The organism is Pseudomonas sp. W3I7, from assembly GCF_030816095.1.
In the GTDB taxonomy this organism is placed as follows: Bacteria; Pseudomonadota; Gammaproteobacteria; order Pseudomonadales; family Pseudomonadaceae; genus Aquipseudomonas; species Aquipseudomonas salomonii.
Genome location: NZ_JAUSXP010000001.1, coordinates 127,563 through 151,820, shown reverse-complemented (window position 1 = coordinate 151,820; position 24,258 = coordinate 127,563). Strand labels below are relative to the sequence as shown.

The 24,258-nt window shown below is 60.6% G+C and carries 22 protein-coding genes and 1 pseudogene; 13 read left to right on the top strand and 10 right to left on the bottom strand.

Features of this window, described 5'->3' with window-relative positions:
- The first annotated feature begins 85 nt into the window (after positions 1-85).
- Together QF043_RS00725 and QF043_RS00720 are read left to right on the top strand one after the other, a co-directional pair.
- A pseudogene (locus QF043_RS00725) lies at positions 86-1,127 on the top strand (low specificity L-threonine aldolase).
- Positions 1,128-1,310: 183 nt separating this feature from the next.
- Positions 1,311-1,511 (top strand): hypothetical protein, encoded by a 201-nt coding sequence (locus QF043_RS00720; protein WP_307417197.1) that lies wholly within the window; start codon positions 1,311-1,313, stop codon positions 1,509-1,511.
- Between the two features lie 138 nt (positions 1,512-1,649).
- Here QF043_RS00720 and gbcB read toward each other — a convergent pair whose 3' ends face one another.
- Positions 1,650-2,750, bottom strand: coding sequence for a glycine-betaine demethylase subunit GbcB (gene gbcB / locus QF043_RS00715; protein WP_056857784.1), 1,101 nt, complete (start codon positions 2,748-2,750; stop codon positions 1,650-1,652).
- A 283-nt stretch (positions 2,751-3,033) separates the two neighbouring features.
- Here gbcB and gbcA point away from each other — a divergent pair, with 283 nt between their 5' ends.
- Positions 3,034-4,329 carry a glycine-betaine demethylase subunit GbcA gene (gene gbcA / locus QF043_RS00710; RefSeq protein ID WP_307417196.1) on the top strand — a complete coding sequence of 432 codons (1,296 nt, stop codon included), beginning with the start codon at positions 3,034-3,036 and terminating at the stop codon, positions 4,327-4,329.
- A 278-nt stretch (positions 4,330-4,607) separates the two neighbouring features.
- Complete coding sequence (locus QF043_RS00705) at positions 4,608-5,021, top strand: hypothetical protein (RefSeq protein ID WP_307417195.1); 414 nt, start codon at positions 4,608-4,610, stop codon at positions 5,019-5,021.
- A 158-nt stretch (positions 5,022-5,179) separates the two neighbouring features.
- Here QF043_RS00705 and QF043_RS00700 read toward each other — a convergent pair whose 3' ends face one another.
- The 6 genes from QF043_RS00700 to QF043_RS00675 form a co-directional block, all read right to left on the bottom strand.
- On the bottom strand, positions 5,180-5,950 hold the full coding sequence (locus tag QF043_RS00700; RefSeq protein ID WP_307417194.1) for an electron transfer flavoprotein subunit beta: 771 nt from the start codon (positions 5,948-5,950) through the stop codon (positions 5,180-5,182).
- A 10-nt stretch (positions 5,951-5,960) separates the two neighbouring features.
- The gene (locus QF043_RS00695; protein ID WP_307417193.1) at positions 5,961-7,181 is read right to left on the bottom strand and encodes an electron transfer flavoprotein subunit alpha/FixB family protein; all 1,221 of its coding nucleotides are present in this window, start codon (positions 7,179-7,181) and stop codon (positions 5,961-5,963) included.
- On the bottom strand, positions 7,181-9,124 hold the full coding sequence (dgcB, locus tag QF043_RS00690; RefSeq protein WP_307417191.1) for a dimethylglycine demethylation protein DgcB: 1,944 nt from the start codon (positions 9,122-9,124) through the stop codon (positions 7,181-7,183). Before dgcB ends, QF043_RS00695 begins: the two co-directional genes overlap by 1 nt.
- A gap of 158 nt (positions 9,125-9,282) precedes the next feature.
- Positions 9,283-11,343, bottom strand: a complete 2,061-nt coding sequence (gene dgcA, locus QF043_RS00685; protein WP_307417189.1) for a dimethylglycine demethylation protein DgcA — start codon at positions 11,341-11,343, stop codon at positions 9,283-9,285.
- A gap of 16 nt (positions 11,344-11,359) precedes the next feature.
- Entirely contained in the window at positions 11,360-11,890 is a 531-nt protein-coding gene (locus tag QF043_RS00680) for a DUF5943 domain-containing protein (protein WP_008033249.1), read from the bottom strand.
- Positions 11,891-12,102: 212 nt separating this feature from the next.
- Entirely contained in the window at positions 12,103-13,080 is a 978-nt protein-coding gene (locus QF043_RS00675; RefSeq protein WP_014720245.1) for a dipeptidase, read from the bottom strand.
- 219 nt (positions 13,081-13,299) lie between these two features.
- On the opposite strand from QF043_RS00675, the gene QF043_RS00670 reads away from it, so the two are divergent.
- The 3 genes from QF043_RS00670 to QF043_RS00660 all read left to right on the top strand — a co-directional run bounded on the left by QF043_RS00670 (position 13,300) and on the right by QF043_RS00660 (position 14,703).
- A complete protein-coding gene (locus QF043_RS00670; protein WP_056857778.1) occupies positions 13,300-13,701 on the top strand; it encodes a lysozyme inhibitor LprI family protein in 402 nt (133 codons plus the stop codon).
- Between the two features lie 39 nt (positions 13,702-13,740).
- A complete protein-coding gene (locus QF043_RS00665) occupies positions 13,741-14,223 on the top strand; it encodes a hypothetical protein (protein ID WP_099550380.1) in 483 nt (160 codons plus the stop codon).
- 63 nt (positions 14,224-14,286) lie between these two features.
- Positions 14,287-14,703 carry a DUF3010 family protein gene (locus tag QF043_RS00660; RefSeq protein ID WP_307421286.1) on the top strand — a complete coding sequence of 139 codons (417 nt, stop codon included), beginning with the start codon at positions 14,287-14,289 and terminating at the stop codon, positions 14,701-14,703.
- A gap of 113 nt (positions 14,704-14,816) precedes the next feature.
- Here the strand turns inward: QF043_RS00660 and QF043_RS00655 are convergent, their stop codons facing one another.
- Together QF043_RS00655 and QF043_RS00650 are read right to left on the bottom strand one after the other, a co-directional pair.
- Positions 14,817-16,007, bottom strand: a complete 1,191-nt coding sequence (locus QF043_RS00655) for an AAA family ATPase (protein WP_305456266.1) — start codon at positions 16,005-16,007, stop codon at positions 14,817-14,819.
- A 68-nt stretch (positions 16,008-16,075) separates the two neighbouring features.
- A complete protein-coding gene (locus QF043_RS00650) occupies positions 16,076-17,020 on the bottom strand; it encodes a GlxA family transcriptional regulator (protein ID WP_065929451.1) in 945 nt (314 codons plus the stop codon).
- A gap of 194 nt (positions 17,021-17,214) precedes the next feature.
- Between QF043_RS00650 and QF043_RS00645 the strand changes: the two genes are divergently transcribed.
- The 6 genes from QF043_RS00645 to QF043_RS00620 all read left to right on the top strand — a co-directional run bounded on the left by QF043_RS00645 (position 17,215) and on the right by QF043_RS00620 (position 22,665).
- Entirely contained in the window at positions 17,215-18,159 is a 945-nt protein-coding gene (locus tag QF043_RS00645; protein WP_307417188.1) for a choline ABC transporter substrate-binding protein, read from the top strand.
- A gap of 77 nt (positions 18,160-18,236) precedes the next feature.
- Positions 18,237-19,124 (top strand): 3-keto-5-aminohexanoate cleavage protein, encoded by an 888-nt coding sequence (locus tag QF043_RS00640; RefSeq protein ID WP_017139368.1) that lies wholly within the window; start codon positions 18,237-18,239, stop codon positions 19,122-19,124.
- A 144-nt stretch (positions 19,125-19,268) separates the two neighbouring features.
- The gene (locus QF043_RS00635; protein WP_307417187.1) at positions 19,269-20,234 is read left to right on the top strand and encodes an L-carnitine dehydrogenase; all 966 of its coding nucleotides are present in this window, start codon (positions 19,269-19,271) and stop codon (positions 20,232-20,234) included.
- A 126-nt stretch (positions 20,235-20,360) separates the two neighbouring features.
- Positions 20,361-20,840, top strand: a complete 480-nt coding sequence (locus QF043_RS00630; protein ID WP_058420714.1) for a thioesterase family protein — start codon at positions 20,361-20,363, stop codon at positions 20,838-20,840.
- Between the two features lie 9 nt (positions 20,841-20,849).
- Positions 20,850-22,010, top strand: coding sequence for a gamma-butyrobetaine dioxygenase (locus tag QF043_RS00625; RefSeq protein ID WP_307417186.1), 1,161 nt, complete (start codon positions 20,850-20,852; stop codon positions 22,008-22,010).
- Between the two features lie 391 nt (positions 22,011-22,401).
- Positions 22,402-22,665 carry a hypothetical protein gene (locus QF043_RS00620; RefSeq protein WP_017139371.1) on the top strand — a complete coding sequence of 88 codons (264 nt, stop codon included), beginning with the start codon at positions 22,402-22,404 and terminating at the stop codon, positions 22,663-22,665.
- A 95-nt stretch (positions 22,666-22,760) separates the two neighbouring features.
- Here QF043_RS00620 and QF043_RS00615 read toward each other — a convergent pair whose 3' ends face one another.
- Positions 22,761-23,864 (bottom strand): GlxA family transcriptional regulator, encoded by a 1,104-nt coding sequence (locus QF043_RS00615; RefSeq protein WP_005792167.1) that lies wholly within the window; start codon positions 23,862-23,864, stop codon positions 22,761-22,763.
- Between the last annotated feature and the right edge of the window lie 394 nt (positions 23,865-24,258).

Sequence of the window (24,258 nt, the reverse complement as noted above, 5' to 3'; positions counted from 1 at the left end):
CCCAGTGACTTTGCATTTACAGTGCGTGCGCACCCGCGACAATCTTGGTTACAGTGCGCACCAACATCGACCACAGGAATGGGCCATGACTGACAAGAGCCAACAATTCGCCAGCGACAACTATTCCGGCATCTGCCCGGAAGCCTGGGCCGCCATGGAACAAGCCAACCAGGGCCATCAACGCGCCTACGGCGATGATGAATGGACCCACCGCGCCGCCGACGGTTTCCGTAATTTGTTCGAAACCGACTGCGAAGTGTTCTTCGCCTTCAACGGCACCGCAGCCAACTCCCTGGCGCTGTCTTCGCTGTGCCAGAGCTACCATAGCGTGATTTGCTCGGAAACCGCCCACGTCGAAACCGACGAATGCGGCGCGCCGGAGTTTTTCTCCAACGGCTCCAAGCTGCTCACCGCACGCACCGAAAACGGCAAGCTGACCCCGGAATCGATCCGCGAGATCGCCCTCAAGCGCCAGGACATCCACTACCCCAAGCCGCGCGTGGTCACCCTCACCCAAGCCACGGAAGTGGGCAGTGTGTACACCCCGGAAGAAATCCGCGCCATCAGCGTCACCTGCAAAGAGCTGGGCCTGAACCTGCACATGGACGGCGCGCGCTTCTCCAACGCCTGCGCGTTCCTCGGCTGCTCGCCGGCCGACCTGACCTGGAAAGCCGGTGTGGACGTACTGTGTTTCGGCGGCACCAAAAACGGCATGGCCGTCGGCGAAGCCATCCTGTTCTTCAATCGCAAACTGGCTGAAGACTTCGACTACCGCTGCAAACAGGCCGGCCAGCTGGCCTCGAAAATGCGCTTCCTCTCCGCCCCCCTGGGTCGGCCTGCTGGAAAACGACGCCTGGCTCAAACACGCCCGCCACGCCAACCACTGCGCGCAATTGCTCAGCAGCCTGGTGGCGGACATTCCCGGCGTGGACCTGATGTTCCCGGTACAGGCCAACGGCGTGTTCCTGCAACTCTCGGAACCGGCCATCGCGGCGCTGACGGCCAAGGGCTGGCGCTTCTACACCTTCATTGGCAAAGGTGGCGCACGGTTCATGTGCGCGTGGGATACAGAAGAGGAACGTGTAAGAGAATTAGCCGCAGACATCAGGGAAGTGATGAACGCGTAAGCCTCTCGAATACTGGCGCATTGCCGAGTCTGTTATTTGTTGTTTCTGACAGCATCACAGTCCAATCTCATCGACTAGCCTCTTGGAACCCGAAAGGAAAACGCCGCTGCAGCGGCCACCTTTCGGGAACAACTGCCTGCCGAATAATCGGCCGGAAACGGAAATCCAGCAGAGGGTTAGACCATGGAAGTTCAATGCTACAACACTAAAGCGTTGCAGGAAGGTAGTCTTAGCACCACGTTTGTGAGCTGGGATGAGTTCAGGAAACTGGCGAAAGTCGGCGATACCATCAGGGAACCATCAAGAACCCTGGTCATCACCGAAAAAACCTTTGAACTGACAGCATCAGGTGATCAGTTCGCCATACAGATCTACGCACGCTAACTCACCCAACTGTGGGAGCGGGCTTGCTCGCGAAGGCGATGCATCAGCCACCATCATCAGTGACTGGCCCTCCGCTTTCGCGAGCAAGTCGAATCGTCGCACCGCCGCTCCCACATTGGACTGTGTGCACTTGAGAGGTTAGAACTCGATACGCACGTCGCCCTTGGGCACGCTGCAGCACGACAGGATGTAGCCTTCGGCTTCGTCTTCCTCGGTGATCCCACCGTTGTGGTCCATCTCGACCTCCCCGCCCAGCTTCATGACCTTGCACGTCCCACAAATGCCCATGCCGCACGCTTTGGGGATCAGCAGGCCAAGCTTGGCCGCCGCCGCGTGTACGGTTTCGCCCGGTGCCACTCGAATGCTTTTGCCGGAGGCAATAAATTCCACCTGATGCAGGTCCGCCAGGTCGACCTCTGGCGCGTCCGCGGCTTGCTCGGCTTGCTCCACCGCATCGGCGCGGGCTTCCGGCGGCGTGGCGCCGAAGGATTCCTCGTGGTAGCGCGTCATGTCGAAGCCAGCGGCCTCCAGCAGGCGTTTTACCGCGCTCATGTACGGCGTAGGGCCGCAGCAGAACACTTCGCGCTCCAGGAAGTCCGGCACCATCAATTCCAGCATCTTGTGGTTCAGGTAACCGCGATAACCCGCCCAGGGCTCGCCCAACCCGTGTTTTTCACAGATCAGGTGCAGGCTGAAGTTATCGATCCGCGACGCCATGTGCTCCAGCTCGCGATGGTAAATGATGTCTTTGGGCGAGCGGGCGCTGTGGACAAACGTCATGTCGACGTTCGCGTTGGTGTCGTAGAACCAGCGCGCCATGGACATCACCGGCGTGATGCCGACGCCGCCGCTGAGGTACAGCACTTTCGGGCTTGGGAAGTCGATGGCATTGAACAGCCCGACCGGCCCGTGCACCGCCAACTCCTGGCCTTCATGCAGGGTGTCGTGCAGCCAGTTGGAAACTCGCCCGCCCGGCACGCGCTTGATGGTCACCGAGAAGCTGTAGGGCACCGACGGCGAACTGGAGATGGTGTACGAGCGCATGATCGGCTGGCCTTCGATCTCCAACTCCAGGGTGACGAATTGCCCTGGCTTGAAAAAGAACAAAATCGGCTGGTCGGCCATGAAGCAAAAGGTGCGCACGTCCCAGGTTTCCTGGATGACTTTGACGCAACGGACGATGTGCCGACCATTGGCCCAGGTCTGGGTGGTTACCGGGTTCAGGAAATTGTTGGACATGCTTGCTCTCCACTGCCGATGCTCGGCTTTATGGTGGCGATTCTGCGTAACGCCGGAACCGCCCATTTACCTATCTGCGACATTCACATACTTATCGCGACCAGCCCCCATACCACGGGGCTTGCGCGTCGGGATCAGAGTGGGCCATGTCGCTAATGGACAAGGTTCGGTGCATCGGCGGCCCCACACTCGCTTCCAACAAAGACGCTTTCTTTACGCCTTGCTGCAAAACCTGATCAGCCACTTTCGCCGGCCACACAGAATGGCCATGAGGACACACACGATGGACGTCACCGCAACCTTAAGCTTGGGCGATCCGCTGGAACCCGCACGCAAGGCCACCGCGCAAATGCTGCAAGAGCGCGAACGCACTTTTTCGCTGCCGCAGCCGTTCTACTCTGATGAGCGGTTGTTTGATATCGACATGCAGGAGATCTTCCAGAAAGAGTGGTTGATCGCCGGCATGACCTGCGAGATCCCCGCCAAGGGCAACTACATCACCCTGCAAATCGGCAAGAACCCGATCATCGTGATCCGTGGCGCCGACGGCGTGGTGCATGCCTTCCATAACGTGTGCCGCCACCGGGGCTCGCGCCTGTGCACCAGCGACAAGGGCAAGGTCGCCAAGCTCGTTTGCCACTACCACCAGTGGACCTACGAGCTGGACGGCCGCCTGCTGTTCGCCGGCACCGAGATGGGCGCCGACTTCGACATGAAGCAGTACGGCCTGAAGCCGGTGAACGTGAAAACGGCGGGTGGCTACATCTTCATCAGCCTGGCCGAAAACCCGCCGGCCATCGATGACTTCCTGTCGACGTTGAACCACTACATGGAACCCTACGACATGGAGAACACCAAGGTGGCGATTCAAACCACCTTGTTCGAAAAGGCCAACTGGAAGCTGGTGCTGGAAAACAACCGCGAGTGCTACCACTGCAACGCATCGCACCCGGAACTGCTGAAAACCCTGCTGGAATGGGACGACGTCACCGACCCGCGCGCCGACCAGGCGTTTAAAGATCACGTCGCTGCCTCCGCCGCCGCGTGGGACGCCGAAAAGATTCCTTACGCCCACGCCAGCTTCGGCCTGCGCAACCGCATCGTGCGCATGCCGCTGCTCAAAGGCACCGTGTCGATGACCCTGGACGGCAAACAAGGCTGTGCCAAGCTGATGGGTCGCATCAAAAACCCGGACCTGGGCTCGATGCGCATCCTGCACCTGCCGCATTCGTGGAACCACTGCATGGGCGACCACATCATTGTGTTCACCGTGTGGCCGATCAGCGCCCAGGAAACCATGGTCACCACCAAGTGGATCGTGCACAAGGACGCCGTGGAAGGTGTGGACTACGACGTGGAGCGTATGCGCCAAGTCTGGGACGCCACCAATGACCAGGACCGTCGCCTGGCCGAAGAGAACCAGCGCGGGATCAACTCCACCGCTTACCAGCCAGGCCCGTACTCCAAGACCTATGAGTTTGGTGTGGTGAATTTTGTCGATTGGTACAGCGAGCGTTTATTGAACAACCTGGGGGCGGCGCCAGCGCCTTACCTCAAGGGCGTAGCGGCGCACGAATAACTGACACCCCACAGATCAAACTGTGGGAGATCAAACTGTGGGAGCGGGCTTGCTCGCGAATGCGGTGGTTCAGCAATGAATAAATTGACTGATACACCGCCTTCGCGAGCAAGCCCGCTCCCACAGTTGGATGAGTTGACTGTTCGAAAATTGATCAACCCCCTTACAGCCCTTTGCCAATCTACCCTCCAGCCTTCGCCCAACAACTTATCCACAAAGCCACCCACAGCAATTGTGGGCAAGTGTGCTCAACCCTCGAAATTAACTGAAGAAAATCCGTGACTTATTCAGTTCATGCGGTTTTAGCCACACCTGATCACTTATTGATCAAACCCTTGAAAGCCCCTGAATACGTGGCCTACAGCAGTACGCGAACACCTTATCCACAGAAGCACCAACAGACTTTGGGGGCAACTTCGCCAGCCTTGTGGAAAACCACCTCAAACCTTCATGAATCGGGGCATTCAGGAGTTTCAGCGAGCCAACAGGGTAAAATTGATCATATTTTGATCAACCTACTGAAAGCCTTTATTTATAAGGCTCCCAGCCGAGAGCGAACATCTTATCCACAGAAGCGCCAACAGACTTTGGGGGCAAGTTTGTGCCAGGTTTCAAACTTATCCAGGGAAAAACCCAAGCAAAAACCGTCAGTTAGCCTGGTTGTTTTTCGTACAGAGGGCTGCAGGGCTTGATCAGCCGGGGCTGTGGACAACCGCGAACAGGTTATCCACAGGCGGATCAACAGGGATTGTGGGTAATCCGGACAATGCACCGCAAAAGCAGTGCGAGGGCGGGCTTTTCTGTGGGAGCTGGCTTGCCAGCTCCCACACAAGCCAGCCCCGACAGGTAATCAGCGCACCACGCCTTCTTCAATGAGTAGCTTGAGAATGGCCTCGGCACCCGCTTCCGGGGTAAGCCCCTTGAGCACTTGCCCACCGCCACCACTGGCCTTGGCGGTCGCCGCCTTCATCCGATCCGCGCCGCTCTTGGCCTTGATCACCTTGAGGCGCTTGGGCCTGGGCTTGGCCGGTTGCAACACCGCGTCTGTGAATAACTCGTCCGCCTCGATTTCGACCTCATGGGCCGCCAGCTCCCCGCGCTGCGCCGGGCCATAGGCGCTTTGCCGTGGCTTGGGCGCGGCGTTATCCACAGTCGCCAGGAACGGCAGGCGCACCTTCAGGCGGCGCCGCTGGCCACGCGGCAAGGCTTGCAGCACATGGGCCACGCCGCCGTCGATAGATTCGACCTGCGCCAGCCCGACAATCAACGGCCAGCCCAATTGCTCGGCCAACAGGAACGGCAACATGCCCGAGCCTTCGCCGGTTTCCGCCTGGCTGCCGGTGAGTACCACGTGGGCGCCGGCCTCGCGCAGATAATCACTGAGCACCGGCAGGGCGTCGCTGCCCGCCGGTTGTTCCAGTACATGCAATTGCGGCAGGCCCATGCCCAGGTAGCTGCGCAACGTCGGCTCGTTAACGTCACCGGCATGCAGCACCTGCAACTTATCCCCAGCCAGCTGCAGGCCCAACTCGACGGCGCGTGCATCCTGCTCCGCACGGCGCGGGCGGCCGGAGGTCGGGTGGGCGCCGATGGACACCAGGCTGATTACATTCGTGGTCATGGTCATTTCCTTAAGCCGCATCGCGCTTGGCGCCATGGCGGTAGGCCTCGACCGCAGCGATCAAGGCTTGCAGAATCGCGGCGCTTTCGCCGATCACCGACAGGTCGGCACGCTTGATCATGTCGCAGCCAGGGTCGAGGTTGATCGCTACCACCTTGTCGCAGGCACCGATGCCTTGCAGGTGCTGGATCGCTCCGGAAATGCCCACGGCCACGTACACCCGTGCGGTGACCCAGGTGCCGCTGGCGCCGACCTGGCGATCACGCGCCATAAAGCCATCGTCCACTGCCACCCGTGACGCGCCTTCGGTAGCGCCCAAGGCGGCGGCGGTCTGGTGGAACAATGCCCAATCCTTGACGCCATTGCCGCCAGAGAAAATAAACTCCGCCTCGGCCATCGGAATCGCCCCGGGGTCCACCGCCACTGCGCCGAGGTCCTCGATACGCGGCAGGCTGCGCGCCAGCGCTGTGGATAACTCCACGGGCAAGGCTTCGTGACGGGTTTCGCTGACCGGCTCGGCGCATTCCACCGCTGCCAGAATCAGGCGCGGCAGTGGCCGGGCCAAATCCTCCTGGCCCGCACCGGCGCGGCCGATGCACTCTTCGTCCTTGACCTGCCACACGCGTGTGGCCGGGCGCTCCTTCAGGCTCGCGGCAAAACGCCGGCCCAATTCGCCGCCGCCACTGCGGCTGTCGGGCAGCAACCAATGGCGCGGGTTGAACTGGTTATCCACAGCCCGCAAGCCCTGGATGCGTTGCTCCGGTGAATAACCCTCGAATTCCTGGCCTTCCAACACCAGCAGGCGATCGACGCCCGCCGTGGCAAAGGCGCTTTCTTTGTGCTCGCCAAACACCACCGCCAGCACTGCACCGTCGCTGCCGGCAAGTTGCCGGGCCAGGCCGAGCAAGTCGCGGTCATGGCTGCTCAGCCGGCCCCCGACCATGTCCGGCACCACGTTGATATAGAACGCCGGCGCTGTTACCTGATGCAACGGCAACTGCACTTCCACCGCCGCCGTGCGCTTGGCCGCGCCGCCCTGCTGGGCGCCGCTGCGGTCGATACGCTTGATGCCGTTGGGGCCGATAAACCCTACGCCATGTACATTTTTGCGGATGACGCCGTTCGGCCCCATCCAGCTGTGTTGCAGCGGCTGCATGGCGGCGTGCAACGGGTGCAGGCGGTTACGGGCGATCCATTCGGCCCGTGGGTCACGGCGGATAATGTCGCTCATCAGTGCACCTCCGCAGGTTGACGCTTGATGGGGGCCTTGGCCGGTGTGGCGTCTTCAAGCAATGCGTCGGCCACCAATTCAGCGATGTCCTTGATCAGTGGCCGTGGCTCGACTACACCCTCAAGCATTGCGGTGCATTGTGGACAACCCACGGCCACCAGTTCGGCGCCGGTTTCGCGGATGTCGTCCATGCGCATATCCGGGATCCGCTGCTTGCCGGGAATATCGGTGATCGGCGCGCCGCCACCGCCGCCGCAGCAGCGCGAACGGAAGCCCGAGCGTTGCATCTCCTTCACCTCGATGCCCAACGCCCGCAGCACTTGGCGCGGCGCCTCGTATTCGCCGTTGTAGCGGCCCAGGTAACAAGGGTCGTGGTAGGTCACGCTGTTGCCCTTGTGCTGGCCCAGGTTCAGCGCGCCCTCGTCGATCAGTTCGGCCATGAAGGTGCTGTGGTGCTGCACGACATAATTACCGTTGAAGGCGCCGTATTCGTTCTTCAGCACGTGAAAGCTGTGCGGGTCGCAGGTGACGATGCGCTTGAAGCTGTACTTTTCCAGTGTGCGGATATTGCGCGTGGCCAGCAGTTGGAAAGTGGCTTCATCGCCCAGCCGCCGCGCCACATCACCGCTGTCGCGTTCTTCCAGGCCGAGCACGGCAAAGTCGACTTTGGCCGCTTTGAGCACTTTGACGAACGCGCGCAAGGTGCGTTGGTTGCGCATGTCGAACGCGCCGTCACCGACCCAGAACAGCACGTCGCAGCTGGCTTTTTCGCTGAGCAACGGCAGGTTCAGGTCCGCTGCCCAGTTGAGGCGACCGCCCGGTGCGAAACCGCCGGGGTTATCGGTGGCAATCAGGTTTTCCAGAACTTCGGCGCCCTTGTTCGGCGTGGCGCCTTTTTCCAGGGTGAGATGGCGGCGCATGTCGACGATGGCGTCGACGTGCTCGATCATCATCGGGCACTCTTCCACGCAGGCGCGGCAGGTGGTGCACGACCACAGGGTTTCGGCGTCGACCAGGCCGTTGACGATGGGCTGGTGCGGGTTGCCGCCGTGCTCGCCGATTGGCTTGCCTGGGTACGGGCTGCCAGCGAACTTGGCATCGGTGCCACCGGCCAGGCCGACCACCATGTCCTGAATGAGTTTTTTCGGGTTCAGCGGCTGGCCGGCAGCGAACGCCGGGCACGCGGCTTCGCACTTGCCGCATTGCACGCAGGCGTCGAAGCCGAGCAGTTGGTTCCAGGTAAAATCCTTGGGTTTTTCCACGCCCAATGGCGCGGTTTTATCGCTGAGGTCGAGCGGCTTCAAACCGGTGGAGCGGCCGCCGCCAAAACGCTCGGCGCGGCGGTGCCAGGCCAGGTGCAGGGCGCCGGCGAAGGCGTGTTTCATCGGCCCGCCCCAGGTCATGCCGAAGAACATTTCGCTCACGCCCCACAGCACGCCCAGGCTCAAGAGCGCGGCGAGCAGCCAGCCGCCAAAGTCGGCGGGCAAAATCCCGGCCACCGGCAAGGTCACCAGGAAGAAGCTCACCGAGAACGCCATCAGGCTTTTCGGCAGGCGCATCCACGGGCCTTTCGACAGACGCGCGGGTGGGTTACGCCGACGCAGGTAGACGAAGGTGGCGCCGACGAACATCAGCACCGAGGCCAGCAGCAAGGCATAGCCGAGGATACGGTTATGCAGGCCAAAACCGTGCACCAAAATAGCCAGCAGCGCCGACAGCACAAAGCCCAGGGCCGTGGCGACGTGGGTGTTGGCGATGTATTTGTCGCGGGCGACCACGTGGTGCAGGTCAACCATGTAGCGCTTGGGCATGGCCAGCAGGCCGCCGAGCAGGTCGACCTTGGACGCGCGGCCACGGCGCCACATGTTGACCCGGCGCAAGGCGCCGAGGGCGGCGAGGCCCAGAGCAGCAAAGAGCAGGATGGGAAGAAGGGTGTTCAACATGGTGAAGCTCCCGAAGACCACACAGGTCTACTGTGAAACTGGCCCGAAATGTGGGAGCGGGCTTGCTCGCGAAAGCGGTGGGTCAGCCACCGGATGCATCAACTGACACACCGTCTTCGCGAGCAAGCCCGCTCCCACAGTTGACCGAGTCCACCTCGTCAGAAATCCTTGCACAAGCGCAGGGCGTCATAGATCGCGGCGTGGGTATTACGCTGCGCCACACAGTCACCGATGCGGAACAGCAAGTAGCCGTCACCCGCTTCGCTCAAGCACGGCTGCGGCTTGATCGCGAACAACGCTTCGACGTCGATCTGGCCCTTGTTGCGCGAACCGTCCTTGAGCCCGTAGTAAATGGCCTCGTCCGGGCGCACACCGTTCTCGACCACCACCTGGTCAACCACGCGTTCTTCCTTGGCGCCGGTGTATTCGTTCTCCAGCACGGCCACCAGCTTGTCGCCCTCGCGGTAGACCTTTTCCAGCATCATGTCGCCGGTCATGATCACTTCTTTGGGGTACATGCTGCGGTAGTAAGTCGGGAACGACGTACCACCAATCGCCACGCCAGGCTTGATGTCGTCGGTAACGATTTCCACCTGGCAGCCTTTGTCGGCCAGGAAGTCGGCCACCGACATGCCGGTGAACTCGCAGATGGTGTCGTACACCAACACGTTCTTGCCCGGCGCGACTTTGCCGTCGAGCACGTCCCAACTGCTCACCACCAAACCTTCAGCGGCGCCCCAGTGTTCGTTCTGCTCGATAAACGGATGCCCGCCGACGGCCAGCACCACGATATCAGGGCGCAGGTCCAGGATGGTTTCGGCATCCGCCGCCACGCCCAGGCGCAGGTCGACTTTCAAGCGCGCCAATTCCAGCTGGAACCAGCGGGTGATGCCGGCGATCTGGTCACGCTGCGGGGCTTTGGAGGCCGTGGTGATTTGTCCGCCGATAAATTCTTTCTTCTCGAACAGGGTCACGTCGTGGCCACGTTCGGCCGCGACCCGCGCCGCTTCCATGCCGGCCGGGCCGGCACCCACCACCACGACTTTGCGTTTGACCCCGGTGGATTTCTCGATGATGTGTGGCACGCCCATGTATTCACGGGAGGTCGCGGCGTTCTGGATGCACAACACATCCAGGCCCTGGTATTGGCGGTCGATGCAGTAGTTGGCGCCGACGCATTGTTTGATCTGGTCGATCTGGCCCATCTTGATCTTGGCGATCAAGTGCGGGTCGGCGATGTGCGCACGGGTCATGCCGACCATGTCCACATAGCCGCCTTCCAGAATGCGCGTGGCCTGGTTCGGGTCCTTGATGTTCTGTGCGTGCAGCACTGGAACCTTGACCACTTCCTTGATACCGGCCGCCAGGTGCAGGAACGGCTCCGGCGGGTAGCTCATGTTGGGGATCACGTTGGCCAGGGTGTTGTGGGTGTCACAACCCGAGCCCACCACGCCGATAAAATCGAGCATGCCGGTGTCGTCGTAATACTTGGCGATCTGCTTCATGTCCTCGTGGGACAAGCCGTCCGGGTGGAACTCGTCGCCACACAGGCGCATGCCCACGCAGAAGTCGTCACCGACCTCGGCGCGCACGGCTTTGAGCACTTCCAGGCCGAACTTCATGCGGCCCTCGAAAGTGCCGCCCCATTCGTCAGTACGCTTGTTGACCCGTGGGCTCCAGAACTGGTCGATCATGTGCTGGTGCACCGCAGACAGTTCCACCCCGTCCAGGCCACCGGCCTTGGCGCGCTTGGCGGCGCTGGCGTAGTTGCCGATCACGCGCCAGATTTCTTCCGGCTCGATGGTCTTGCACGTAGCACGGTGCACCGGCTCACGCACGCCGGACGGCGACATCAGGGTTGGCCAGTTAAAGCCGTCCCAGCGCGAGCGACGGCCCATGTGGGTAATCTGGATCATGATCTTGGCGCCATGCTTGTGCATGGCGTCGGCCAGGTTCTGGAAGTGCGGGATGATGCGGTCGGTGGACAGGTTCACCGAGCTCCACCACTCCTGCGGGCTGTCGATGGCCACCACCGAGGAGCCGCCACAGATCGCCAGGCCGATACCGCCCTTGGCTTTCTCTTCGTAGTACTTCACATAGCGGTCGGTGGTCATGCCGCCGTCGGTGGCATACACCTCGGCGTGGGCGGTACTGAGCACGCGGTTGCGGATAGTCAGTTTGCCGATCTGGATCGGCGCAAACATTGCTTCGAAAGCCATGGCACGGTTCCTCGACTTACAACGGCTTGACGGTGAACAGGCCGTCGTCATGGCCCTCTTCGGAGCCTCCATAAACTTGCTCGGCTACGGTGCGAATCTTGCTGCCGCGCGCTTGCAGAATCTGGTCCATGGCACCGGCAAACCAGCCGGTGAACATGTAGTCCACTTTGCGCCCGACCTTGCCGTACACGTAGACAAACGCCGAGTGTTCGAGCTTGACGCTGGCAGTGCCTTTGTCGAGGTCGATGTCCTGGATCTTGAACAGGCCCCAGCCGCGTTGCGACAGGCGCTTCATGTAGTGCTCGAATACTGCAACGCCTTCCAGGCCGTGGCATTCAGCTTCTTTTTCGCACCAGTGCCAGGCAGATTTGTAGCCGGCCTTGTAGAGGATTTCGGCGTAGGCGTCAGCGCCCAGCACTTCTTCGATGCCCATGTGGTTGTTGACGAAGAAATGCCGTGGCACATACAGCATCGGCAGGGCGTCGGAGGTCCAGACACCGGTTTCGCTGTCGACTTCGATAGGCAATTGCGGGGCGATTTTGGCCATGAAAACTTAACTCCAGAAATTCGGTTTCAGTGCTTAGCAAAGCTTTTGCTTTGCTCTTATAAACAAGCCGTGTGAATGACTTTGGAGCCGTAGCGAGCACGTCGAGAGCAAGGAAGGACCGGAGCGACAAGCGAGACAGTACGGTACGTACGGCGAGCTTGGCGCGAGGACCTGACGCAGCTATCGGCGAGCGGAGTAGGCTCCAGAGTTATTCATTCGCCCCAGACGTCTTTGAGGACATTGACCCAGTTCTCGCCCATGATCTTGCGCACCACGCGCTCGCTGTGGCCGCGTTTGAGCAGGGTCTCGGTGAGGTTGGGGAACTCGCCCACGGTGCGGATGCCCAGCGGGTTGATGATCTTGCCGAAGCTGGTCAGGCGGCGGGCGTAGCCCTTGTCATGGGTCAGCATCTCGAAGAAATCCTGGCCATGGCCCTGGGTGAAGTCGGTGCCGATGCCGATCGCGTCTTCGCCGACGATGTTCATGGTGTATTCGATGGCTTCGGCGTAGTCGTCGATAGTCGAATCAATGCCCTTGGCCAGGAACGGCGCGAACATGGTCACGCCGACAAAACCGCCATGGTCGGCGATGAACTTGAGTTCTTCATCGGACTTGTTACGCGGGTGCTCTTTAAGGCCCGACGGCAGGCAGTGGGAGTAGCACACCGGCTTTTTCGATTCGAGGATGACTTCTTCGCTGGTCTTGGAACCGACGTGGGACAGGTCGCACATGATGCCGACACGGTTCATCTCGCCGACGATTTCACGACCAAAGCCCGACAGGCCGCCGTCGCGCTCGTAGCAGCCGGTGCCGACCAGGTTCTGGGTGTTGTAGCACATCTGCACCACACCTACGCCGAGCTGCTTGAAGATCTCGACGTAGCCCAGCTGGTCTTCAAACGCATGGGCGTTCTGGAAGCCGAAGATGATGCCGGTCTTGCCCTGCTCTTTTGCACGGCGAATGTCGGCGGTGGTTTTCACCGGGATCACCAGGTCGCTGTTTTCACGGATCAGGGTCTGGCTGGCAACGATGTTGTTGATCGTGGCCTGGAAGCCTTCCCACACCGACACCGTGCAGTTGGCGGCGGTGAGGCCACCTTTGCGCATGTCTTCGAACAGGTCGCGGTTCCACTTGGCAATAATCAGACCGTCGATAACGATGCTGTCGGCGTGCAACTCGGCTGGGCTCATCAGGCGTCCCCTTATTGGCGATTCATGCGCCGAATCGTCTGCCGGCGCTTTGGGGCCAGCATATGCCCAGGGGCAACCTGAGCCGGGTGCAAAAACGACAGGGGAATTGCCGAAAGCGTCAATCAGCGACAAAGGCCTACATGACATCGCTGACGGGTGGCTGTTCTTTGTCCCACGCTTGAGCCAGAATTTGCTCATCACCTGATATGAGACGGCGCAATGAAATCGATTTTCCTGGCTTTGGCACTCATCGCAACCGGCGTCCACGCCGCCGAAGACACCGACAACACGCCTTGCGATGGCATCGAAAACGACAAACAAACCCTGGAATGCGCCACCTATAACAAAACCACCGCCGAGCAATTGCTCAAGGATAACTATCAGGGCTTGCTCGAACGCATGGGTTCAACCTATGGCAGCAACAAATCGCAACTGGCCGACATTACCGCTCGTCTGAAGGATGCCCAGCAGAAGTGGGAAAAACTTCGCGATGCCGATTGCGCGGTGGACACCTTCCCGGCGGTGAATGGCAGCAAGGACTACGCGATTCAACAGAATGACTGCCTGGCGCGGATGAGTGATGAGCGGTCGGAGTTTTTGGAGTCGATCGGGCAGGAATAAGCCGGATCAATCGCAAAGCACCCTTGAAAAGGAATTCACATGTACTACCCACGCGAAGCGCAGCGGGACTTTCTGTTCACGCGCGCCGTCATGCTGTTTGTCGCCACGTTGGTGTTGGCCCTGATGCTGTTTCTTTCCAAAGATCGGGGAGCCCCCTACGCCCTGATCAAGGCGTCCCCCGTGGAGACGACCGGGCAGGTGACTCAACTGGAAAGCTTTGGTAACTGGGGCACCATCACCAACGTGTATTACAGCTTCAAGCACGACGAACACGATCAAGACGGTATGGCCACCACCAGCGGCTACGCCGGCGGCCCTGTGTACGAAGTCGGTAGCCCGGTGCAAGTGGTGTACTCGAAATGGTTTCCAAGCGTTCACAACCTCAAGGCCAATTTCAACAGTGGTAGGTGGAACTTCTACATAATGAGCGCCAGTGCCGCGCTGATAGTGTTATGTCAGGCCCTGATGTTCTGGACGTTGTTCAGAATCTATCGGCACAAAGAAGAGGATCGACAGTACTGATCTGATTTCGCAGGTGCATCCAAAGGCATGCCTGCGCCACTTTACGCTTACCAAGGCCATTTCATGACTATCTGCGGCATCGAAATCAAAGGCAGCGAAGCCATCATCGCTGTCGCCTCCCTGGACAACCAGGCGCTGACCCATGTGGCCCTGGCCACCAAGAAAATCGCCCTTGATGATGACGATGAAGCGGCCAACGTCAAAGCCTTCGCCGCCCAGGTGAAGGCCTTTGTGCAGGCCAACGCCATCACCCGCATCGCGATCAAGAAGCGCAGCAAGAAAGGCGAATTCGCCGGTGGCCCGACCACGTTCAAGATTGAAGGGGTGTTTCAGTTGCTGGACGGGGTTGAGGTGACATTGCTGTCGCCGCAGACCATCAACGCGCAGAACAAGAAGCACGACTTTGCCCTGCCGGAGACGCTGAACAAATATCAGCATGAGGCCTTCAAGGCGGCGTGTTCGGCACTGGTCAAAAAATAGGCCACACCAAAAATCCCCTGTGGGAGCTGGCTTGCCTGCGATGGCGGCCTGCCAGACAACGCTGCACTGCCTGATCTACCGCTATCGCAGGCAAGCCAGCTCCCACAGTTGATTTATGGTGTCTTGGAGTTCGGTGTACGGCGCTTGTGCAGCAGCCAGTCGCCAAAGGATTTGTCTTCCAGGGCATACCCGCCGCGACTCGACTTCCACACCAACTCTTTATCACGCAAGGCATCGATACAGGCCTGAATGGTCTGGGTGCCCGGCACCACGTCGCTGCCCATGTCCTCCAGTGCCTTGCTGACCGCCGTGAGTGTGCTATCGGTAAACGGCGCAAAAGGCTCGTTGTTCTGCGAGCGTTCCACCATCACCGCCAACACAGCACGCTGTGGAACGGTGAGGTTGTTCCACGCGCTTTCAAATTCGGTCCACACGCCGGCACGCAACAGTTCGGCGCGGCTGTGCAGCAGCTGGCCCAGGTTGCTCGCCTCGCCCAACTCCAGCGCCACTTCGCCGATGATGGTACGCAGCATTTCCGGGCGCCGGCCGACCAGTTCGAAGGCTTCGTCGATATCCGCAGCGTTGAACTGATTGGTGCTGGCCAAATGCGCGTTGAGGTGCACGGTGTAGGCCTGAGTGAACTCTTTGCCGAGCAAGGGAAAGGGGGTGATGCTGGAGCCGAAGAATGGCTGGCTTTTACCGAGGACCAAATGCGCGAGCTTGTCGCGATTGGAGCCGGTGAACACCAGCCGCAAGCCACTGCCCTCCTCGTCACGGCCTTGGTTGAGCTGATCTCGGGCAGCTTTCAACGCGAACATCGCGTTGATGCCGGACTCGGTGGTGAGTGCGTGCTGCGCTTCATCAATCACCAGTACGACGGGCTTTTCGGCAGCGCTGTGGAGCAACTCCAACGCTTGAGTCAGCGTCGCACCCACCGGCAATTGTGGCTTGCTGAAGTCCCAGGAAAGGGTACGCAGGAAGCTTAGCTTCTCGATTCCAATGTTCTTGGCCAGCTTGCGAATACCCTTTTCATAGGGCACCAGCGCCGCGGCAATAGCGCTGGCGATCAACTCCGCCGGATCTTTCTCTTTGTCAGCCCAGAGATCCACGTAAACCGCCAGCCAACCCCGCAGTTGACACTCCGGGATCAGGTCTTCGCGCAAAAAGGTACTTTTGCCGGTGCGACGCGGCGCAGCGAGAAACAGGCCAGAGGTAAAATCCTGAATACCGGCCCCCACCAAACCATCGGCAATGCTGCTTGCCAGGGCGGGGCGGCGGAATACGAAGCCGCTGTTCTTCGACATGGTTTTATACTCAATTATGGAAAGGACTATAAATTATAGTAACGAGTATAATTGACTATAATTGCCCGTCAAACCACCTCCCGTCGCCGATCCTCTCTCGGACACTTGGCAAACCGCGCCCGGTAGCTGCGGGTGAAGTACGACGGCGACTCAAACCCGCACGCAATACTCACTTCCAGCACGCTCATGTCGCTTTGGCGCAATAGCTGCCGGGCTTTTTCCAGGCGCAGGCCGAGGTAGAAGTTGCTCGGCGTGTCGTTCAGGTGCAGACGGAACAGGCGCTCCAGCTGGCGCCGCGTGACCTTGATCGCCTCGGCCAACGCCAACGTGCTCAGCGGCGGCTCGCTGTGCTGTTCCATCTCACCGATCACCTGCACCAGCTTCTTGTTGTTGATGCCATAACGCGTGGCGATCTGCATGCGCTGGTGGTCTTTGCGCGGGCGGATGCGCCCGAGCACGAATTGCTCGGACACCTGAATCGCCAGGTCCGGGCCGTGGGCCTGGGCGATCAGGTCGAGCATCAGGTCGATGGAGGCGGTGCCACCGGCGCAGGTGATGCGCCGGCGGTCAATCTCGAACAGCTCCTGGGTCACCGTGAGCTGTGGATAGGATTCCTTGAACGCGTCGATGGCTTCCCAGTGCAGGGTCAGGCGGTGGCCGTCGAGCAAACCGGCTTCTGCGAGCACACAGGCGCCGGTGTCGATGGCGCCGAGGGTCACGCCATCGTGGTCAAGGCGACGCAGCCAGTGTTCCAGTGCGGGCGTAGTGAACTTCAAGGGTTCGAAGCCTGCGACCACCATCAGCGTCGCGCCTTTTTTCAGCGGTTCCAGCGCGGCGTCGGCGTTCACCGACATGCCATTGCTCGCCAGCACCGCGCCGCCATCGGCACTTAACACGTGCCAGCGGTACAACTCGCCGCGAAAGCGGTTGGCCACGCGCAGCGGTTCCAGCGCGGAAATAAAGCCGATGGCCGAGAAACCCGGCATCAGCAGAAAGTAGAAATCCTGGGACATGGTGGCGCTCTCGTAGGACGGGCAGCGTGCTCACTGTGATACGCCAGTTCAACCGACCATTCAAGAGCACAGGTCGCTGCAGTGCAAGAGCTGGTCGCCGCCGTGCGCTTTGCCTCCCCTCAAGCTGCGTAACGTGATCCCACGGCGCACAAAGACGCCGGCCCCCACAATAACGACCTGCCGAGGGATCCACCATGAACCGACTGATCAGCCGCTGCGTGCTTGCACTCAGCGCCAGCGCCATCTTGAGCACCAGCGTACTCGCGGCCGACGCAGAATCTTGCCGCAACGTGCGCATGGGTGTGGTGAACTGGACCGACGTAATCGCCACCAGCGCCATGACCCAAGTATTGCTCGACGGCCTCGGCTACAAGACCAAACAAACCAGCGCCTCCCAGCAAATCATCTTCGCCGGTATCCGCGACCAGCGCCTGGACATGTTCCTGGGCTATTGGAACCCGCTGATGACCCAGACCATCACGCCGTTCGTCGACGCCAAGCAAGTCAAAGTCCTCGACAAGCCGAGCCTGGAAGATGCGCGCGCCACCCTCGCCGTGCCGACTTACCTGGCGGATAAAGGCCTGAAAACCTTCGCCGACATTGCCAGGTTCGAAAAAGAACTGGGCGGCAAGATCTACGGCATCGAGCCAGGCTCGGGCGCCAATACCCAGATCAAGGCGATGATCGCCAAGAACCAGTTCGGCCTCGGCAAGTTCCAGTTGGTGGAGTCCAGCGAAGCCGGGATGCTCGCCGCCGTCGACCGCGCCGTGCGCCGCAAAGAAGCCGTGGTGTTCTTTGGCTGGGCGCCGCACCCGATGAACGTCAACGTCGCGATGACTTACCTCACCGGCAGCGATGACGCCCTTGGCCCGAACGAAGGCATGGCCACGGTGTGGAGCGTGACTTCACCGACCTACGCCGAGCAGTGCCCCAACGTGCACAAGCTATTGACCAACCTGACCTTCACCGCCGCCGACGAGAGCCGAATGATGCAGCCGTTGCTGGATCACAAAGACGCCTTCGAGTCTGCCAAGCAGTGGCTCAAGGACCACCCGCAAGACCAGCAGCGCTGGCTCGAAGGCGTGACCACCTCCGACGGCAAACCGGCCGCGGCCAACCTGCAACTGACCAGCAAATAACCTGATTCGCATCACCGTATCGCAGCCGCTGTTGGCTGCGAACGGCATCACTACGCCCGCCTGTAAGGAACCGCCTCATGAACCACGACGTCATCATCACCTGCGCACTCACCGGTGCTGGCGACACGACCAGCCGCAGCCCGCACGTGCCGGTCACGCCCAAACAAATCGCTGCCGCCGCCGTGGAAGCCGCCAAAGCCGGCGCCACCGTGGTGCACTGCCATGTGCGTGACCCGCAAACCGGCAAGTTCAGCCGCGACGTGGCGCTGTACCGCGAAGTGATGGAGCGCATTCGCGAGGCCGACATCGACATCATCGTCAACCTCACCGCCGGCATGGGCGGCGACCTGGAAATCGGCGGCGGCGAGAACCCGATGGAGTTCGGCCCCAACACCGACCTGGTCGGCCCGCTGACGCGCCTGGCCCATGTCGAGGAACTGCTGCCGGAGATCTGCACCCTGGACTGCGGCACGCTCAACTTTGGCGATGGCGACACCATTTACGTCTCTACTCCGGCGCAGCTGCGGGCGGGTGCCAAACGCATTCAGGAGCTGGGCGTTAAGGCCGAGCTGGAAATTTTCGACACCGGCCACCTGTGGTTCGCCAAGCAGATGATCAAGGAGGGCTTGCTCGACAACCCGCTGTTTCAGCTGTGCCTGGGCATCCCATGGGGCGCGCCGGCCGACACCACCACCATGAAAGCCATGGTCGACAACCTGCCTGCCGACGCCGTGTGGGCCGGCTTCGGTATCGGCCGCATGCAAATGCCCATGGCGGCGCAAGCGGTGCTGCTGGGCGGCAACGTGCGGGTCGGCCTGGAAGACAACCTGTGGCTGGACAAGGGCGTGCTCGCCACTAACGGCCAACTGGTGGAGCGCGCGAGTGAAATCCTCAGCCGCCTGGGTGCACGGGTCATGACCCCGGCAGAAGGCCGAATCAAGATGGGCCTGACCAAGCGCGGCTAATCCCGGCCGAAACCGGATCAAAAATGTGGGAGCGGGCTTGCTCGCGAATGCGGTGAATCAGTCACCGAATGCATCAACTGACACACCGCATTCGCGAGCAAGCCCGCTCCCACAGGGTTCTTCACATTATTCAGGATTGTCGACATGAGCTTTATCACCGAAATCAAAACCTTCGCCGCCCTCGGCAGCGGCGTTATCGGCAGCGGCTGGGTTTCCCGTGCCCTGGCCCACGGCCTGGATGTCGTCGCCTGGGACCCGGCGCCTGGCGCTGAAGCGGCGCTGCGCAAGCGCGTCGCCAACGCCTGGGGCGCGCTGGAGAAACAAGGCCTGGCGCCGGGTGCCTCCCAGGGCCGCCTGCGCTTTGTCGCCACCATTGAAGAATGCGTAAAAGACGCCGACTTCATCCAGGAAAGCGCCCCGGAACGGCTGGAGCTAAAGCTGGAATTGCACAGCAAAATCAGCGCCGCTGCCAAGCCAAACGCACTGATTGGCTCCAGCACTTCGGGCCTGTTGCCGAGTGAGTTCTACGAGGGCTCGACCCACCCGGAACGCTGCGTGGTCGGCCACCCGTTCAACCCGGTTTACCTGTTGCCGCTGGTGGAAGTGGTGGGCGGCAAGCACACCGCGCCGGAGGCGATTCAAGCGGCGATCAAGGTGTATGAATCCCTCGGCATGCGCCCGCTGCATGTGCGTAAGGAAGTGCCGGGGTTTATCGCCGACCGTTTGCTTGAAGCGCTGTGGCGTGAGGCGTTGCACCTGGTCAATGATGGCGTGGCCACCACGGGCGAGATCGATGATGCGATTCGTTTTGGCGCCGGTTTGCGCTGGTCGTTCATGGGCACATTCCTGACTTACACCCTCGCGGGCGGCGATGCCGGAATGCGCCACTTCATGGCCCAGTTCGGCCCGGCACTGCAGTTGCCGTGGACATATTTGCCGGCGCCGGAGCTGACCGACAAGTTGATTGATGATGTGGTCGACGGCACCAGCGATCAGCTGGGTAAACACAGCATTTCGGCGCTGGAGCGCTATCGTGATGATTGCTTGCTGGCGGTGCTTGAAGCAGTGAAGACCACTAAGGAAAAACACGGTATGACTTTCGCTGAATAACCAATGTGGGAGCGGGCTTGCTCGCGAAGGCAGTGTGTCAGTTGATGCATTCGGTACTGACCCACCGCATTCGCGAGCAAGCCCGCTCCCACATTTCTGACCGAGTAAATTTTCGGAATCCACACCATGCCCGCACTGACCACCTACACCACCAAAATCCAGCCCGACTGGGTCGACTACAACGGCCACCTGCGTGATGCGTTCTACCTGCTGATCTTCAGCTACGCCACCGACGCGCTGATGGACACCCTCGGGCTGGACAGCGAAAACCGCGAAGCCAGCGGCCACTCGCTGTTCACCCTGGAACTGCACCTCAACTACCTGCACGAAGTGAAACTCGGCGCCGACGTAGAGGTGCACACCCAACTGATCGCCCACGACGCCAAGCGCCTGCACCTCTATCACAGCCTGCACCTTGTGGGCGATGCGAAGGAATTGGCCGGCAACGAACAGATGCTGCTGCACGTCGATCTGGCCGGGCCGCATTCTGCGCCGTTTACCGAGGCCACCCTGGAAAAGCTCGCGGGCATCAGCGCCGAACAGGCCGACCTGCCCCGCCCTGCCTTGCTGGGCCGAGTGATTGGATTACCACCCAAAAAACAATAAGGAGCCGCCATGCAAACCGCCGCCGCTGTTGCCGATTTCCGTACTTACCCGAAGATCTGCGACCTTGCCGAGGCGCAGGTGCTGGATGATCAGATTCGCGTGCAGTGGGCCGATGGGCGGGTCAGCCCGTTTCATCATCAGTGGCTGCGGGACAACTGCCCTTGCAGCGAATGCGTGTACAGCGTGACCCGTGAGCAGGTGCTGGAAATTGTCGACGTGGACGAGCATCTGCGCGCCCTAAACGCGAGCATTGATCAGGGTTTTCTAAGTGTGCAATGGCGTGGCGGCCATCATAGTCAGTACGACCCAGGCTGGTTGCGCGCCCACGCCTATGACGATCAATCACGCGCCGAACGCCGTGCGGCCAAACCCCAGTCTCAACTGTGGCACAGCAGCTTCGCGCTGCCCGTCTTCGACTATGCGACGGTGATGGAAGACCCCAAAGCCCTGCTGCAATGGCTGCTGGCCTTGCGTGACAACGGCCTTACGCAAATCCGTGGCGTACCCACCGAGCCGGGCTCGCTTGCACTGATCGCCAAGCGCATTTCATTTATTCGCGAGAGCAACTTCGGCGTGCTGTTCAACGTGCAATCCAAGGCCGATGCCGACAGTAACGCCTACACCGCTTTCAACCTGCCGCTGCACAGTGATTTGCCGACACGGGAGCTGCAACCTGGGCTGCAATTTTTGCATTGCCTGGTGAATGACGCCGACGGTGGCGAGAGCATTTTTGTCGATGGGTTTGCCATCGCCCAGGCGCTGCGCAGCGAGGACCCCGAGGCGTTTTGCGCACTGTGTAAAATCCCGGTGGAGTTTCGCAATAAAGACCGGCACAGCGACTACCGCCGCCTGGCACCGATTATTGCGCTGGACGCCTTGGGTGATGTGGCAGAGATTCGCATGGCCAACTTTTTGCGCGGGCCGTTTGAGGCAAGCGTGGAGCAGATGCCGTTGTTGTACCGGGCGTATCGGCGCTTTATTGCGATGACGCGCGAGGAGCGTTTCCGCCTGGTCAAACGCCTGAATCCGGGTGAACTGTGGTGCTTCGATAACCGCCGCACCTTGCATGCGCGCAACGCGTTTGACCCGGCTTCGGGGGCGCGGCATTTTCAGGGTTGTTACATTGATCGGGATGAGTTGCTCTCAAGGATTCTGGTGTTGCAGCGGTAGACCGGGGTGCGGCCATCGCAGGCAAGCCAGCTCCCACATTTGACCCCATTTCAAAGGTAAAACCAGGTCAAGTGTGGGAGCTGGCTTGTCGAATCGTCGCACCGCTGCGATGAGGCCAATAAAGCCACCACAAACCCCAGCAAAAAAAAGCCCCGGGCCAGCCGTGACTGGATCGGGGCAGAGTGCTTGGTGTGAGCGTGACATCCCGAGGGTGACCAAACCGTCAAGGTGCGTGCCTGGCCTCCAGTGTGCCTATTGTTGCTATCGGTAAATGACCCGAAAACGACCTGTTCATAGCCATCTGAGCCATTCGCCGATTCTGCCCTTGCCGACCGGCCGAGGGCCTACCAGAATCCCATTCAATCCCGCTCCCTACACCAGGATAAACGTCATGATGCACGCGGACTTGATTGACCAGGATGACCTGCTGAGCCAACTGCGCTCGCTGGGTTTCGAGGTATCCAGCGGCGCCAGCGCCGAACAGGCTTGCGAGTGCGCGGTACGCGGTTTGAGCGCTGCGCGGGCCAAGGCGCTCAAGGGCATGGTGGAGCAGATGTACACCGGCAGCGCGACGATCTTGCCGGCGGTGCGCCAGGCGATCGACAAGCAGCTGTTGCCGGCTTTGGTGCAGTTCAAGCAAAGCTCTGGTGCCTGATAAATCGCTATCGCAGGCAAGCCAGCTCCCACATTTTAATGTATTCACAAATCAAAAGGTGGGAGCTGGCTTGCCTGCGATGAAGGCGACTCGGTCTAGAGCCTTACACTGGCAAACGTCGACTCATTACGCGCCTGGCTCAACGCCGACATCGGCCCCGACAACGGTGACAACACCAGCGCCTGTGGAATCGGCATCATCGCCACTTGCTGGGTGGTGTTGGAACCTACGCGCTCATCCCGTGGCGGAATGCCAAAGTATTCGCGGTAGCACTTGGAGAAGTGCGGCGTGGACACAAACCCGCACACCGAGGCCACTTCGATGATCGACATCGGGGTTTGCTTGAGCAACTGCCGTGCACGGATCAGGCGCAATTTGAGGTAGTAGCGCGACGGTGAGCAGTGCAGGTATTTCTGGAACAGCCGCTCCAGTTGGCGGCGCGACACGGCGACATACACCGCCAGCTCATCCAGGTCGATCGGCTCTTCCAGGTTGGCTTCCATCAGCGCGACGATTTCCTGCAGTTTCGGCTGGTTGGTGCCGAGCATGTGCTTGAGCGGCACACGCTGGTGATCCTGTTCGTTGCGGATGCGTTCGTACACAAACATCTCGGAGATGGCAGCCGACAATTCACGGCCGTGGTCGCGGCTGATCAGGTGCAGCATCATGTCCAGCGGCGCGGTGCCGCCCGAGCTGGTGAAGCGGTTACGGTCGAGGGTGAACAGACGCGTGCTCATGGCCACGCGCGGGAAGGCTTCCTGCATCGAGGCCAGGCATTCCCAGTGCACGCTGCAATCAAAGCCGTCGAGCAACCCGGCGCAGGCCAGGGCCCAACTGCCGGTGCAGACCGCGCCAAGGCGGCGCGATTGGCGCGCCTGGCTTTGCAGCCACGACACATGTTCACGGGTCACGGTGCGCTGGATGCCCACGCCGCCGCACACAATCACAGTGTCCAGGGCCGGAGCTTTGTGCATGGAGGCATCGGGAGTGATTTGCAGACCGTCGCTGGCCCACACCTGGTTGCCGTCGACACTCAGGGTTGTCCAGCGATACAGCTCGCGGCCGGACAGCTGGTTGGCCATGCGCAGCGGTTCCACTGCCGAAGCCAGGGAAATCAGCGTGAAATTGTCCAGCAGCAAAAAGCCGATGGATTGAGGCGCACGGTTCTGGGGTTGGGCCCCGGAGTTGAACGACGTCATCGCGGTATCTCCTCACACAAAGCGGGTGATGGCCTCAGGCGAGGCTCTTGTTATTGCGCTCGTCTCCGGCAAGGAGTGAGGCTTTAAATGGATAGAGCAAATGCCATGCCTAAAATTGAATGGCCGTCCAATAAATCCTAAAAACGACCTGATGACGCGTCTATATAAGCCCGCGCCGGGAGTGCGGGATATGGCCGGAAATGGACGTCAGAGCGGCCCTGCTCAAGGGGTGTGAGCAGATCGGTAGCACTTGTGGGAAGGCGCTTTGCGGGTGTGGGAAAGGTCTGTCACCGCACGCACGGGTGACGGGTAGGAAGGCGCGAGATCGTTCGCAAGCTACTTATCTATTTGCGACGCGCTAAAAGGTGGCGCGTTTGGGTTCGGGTGTTCACTT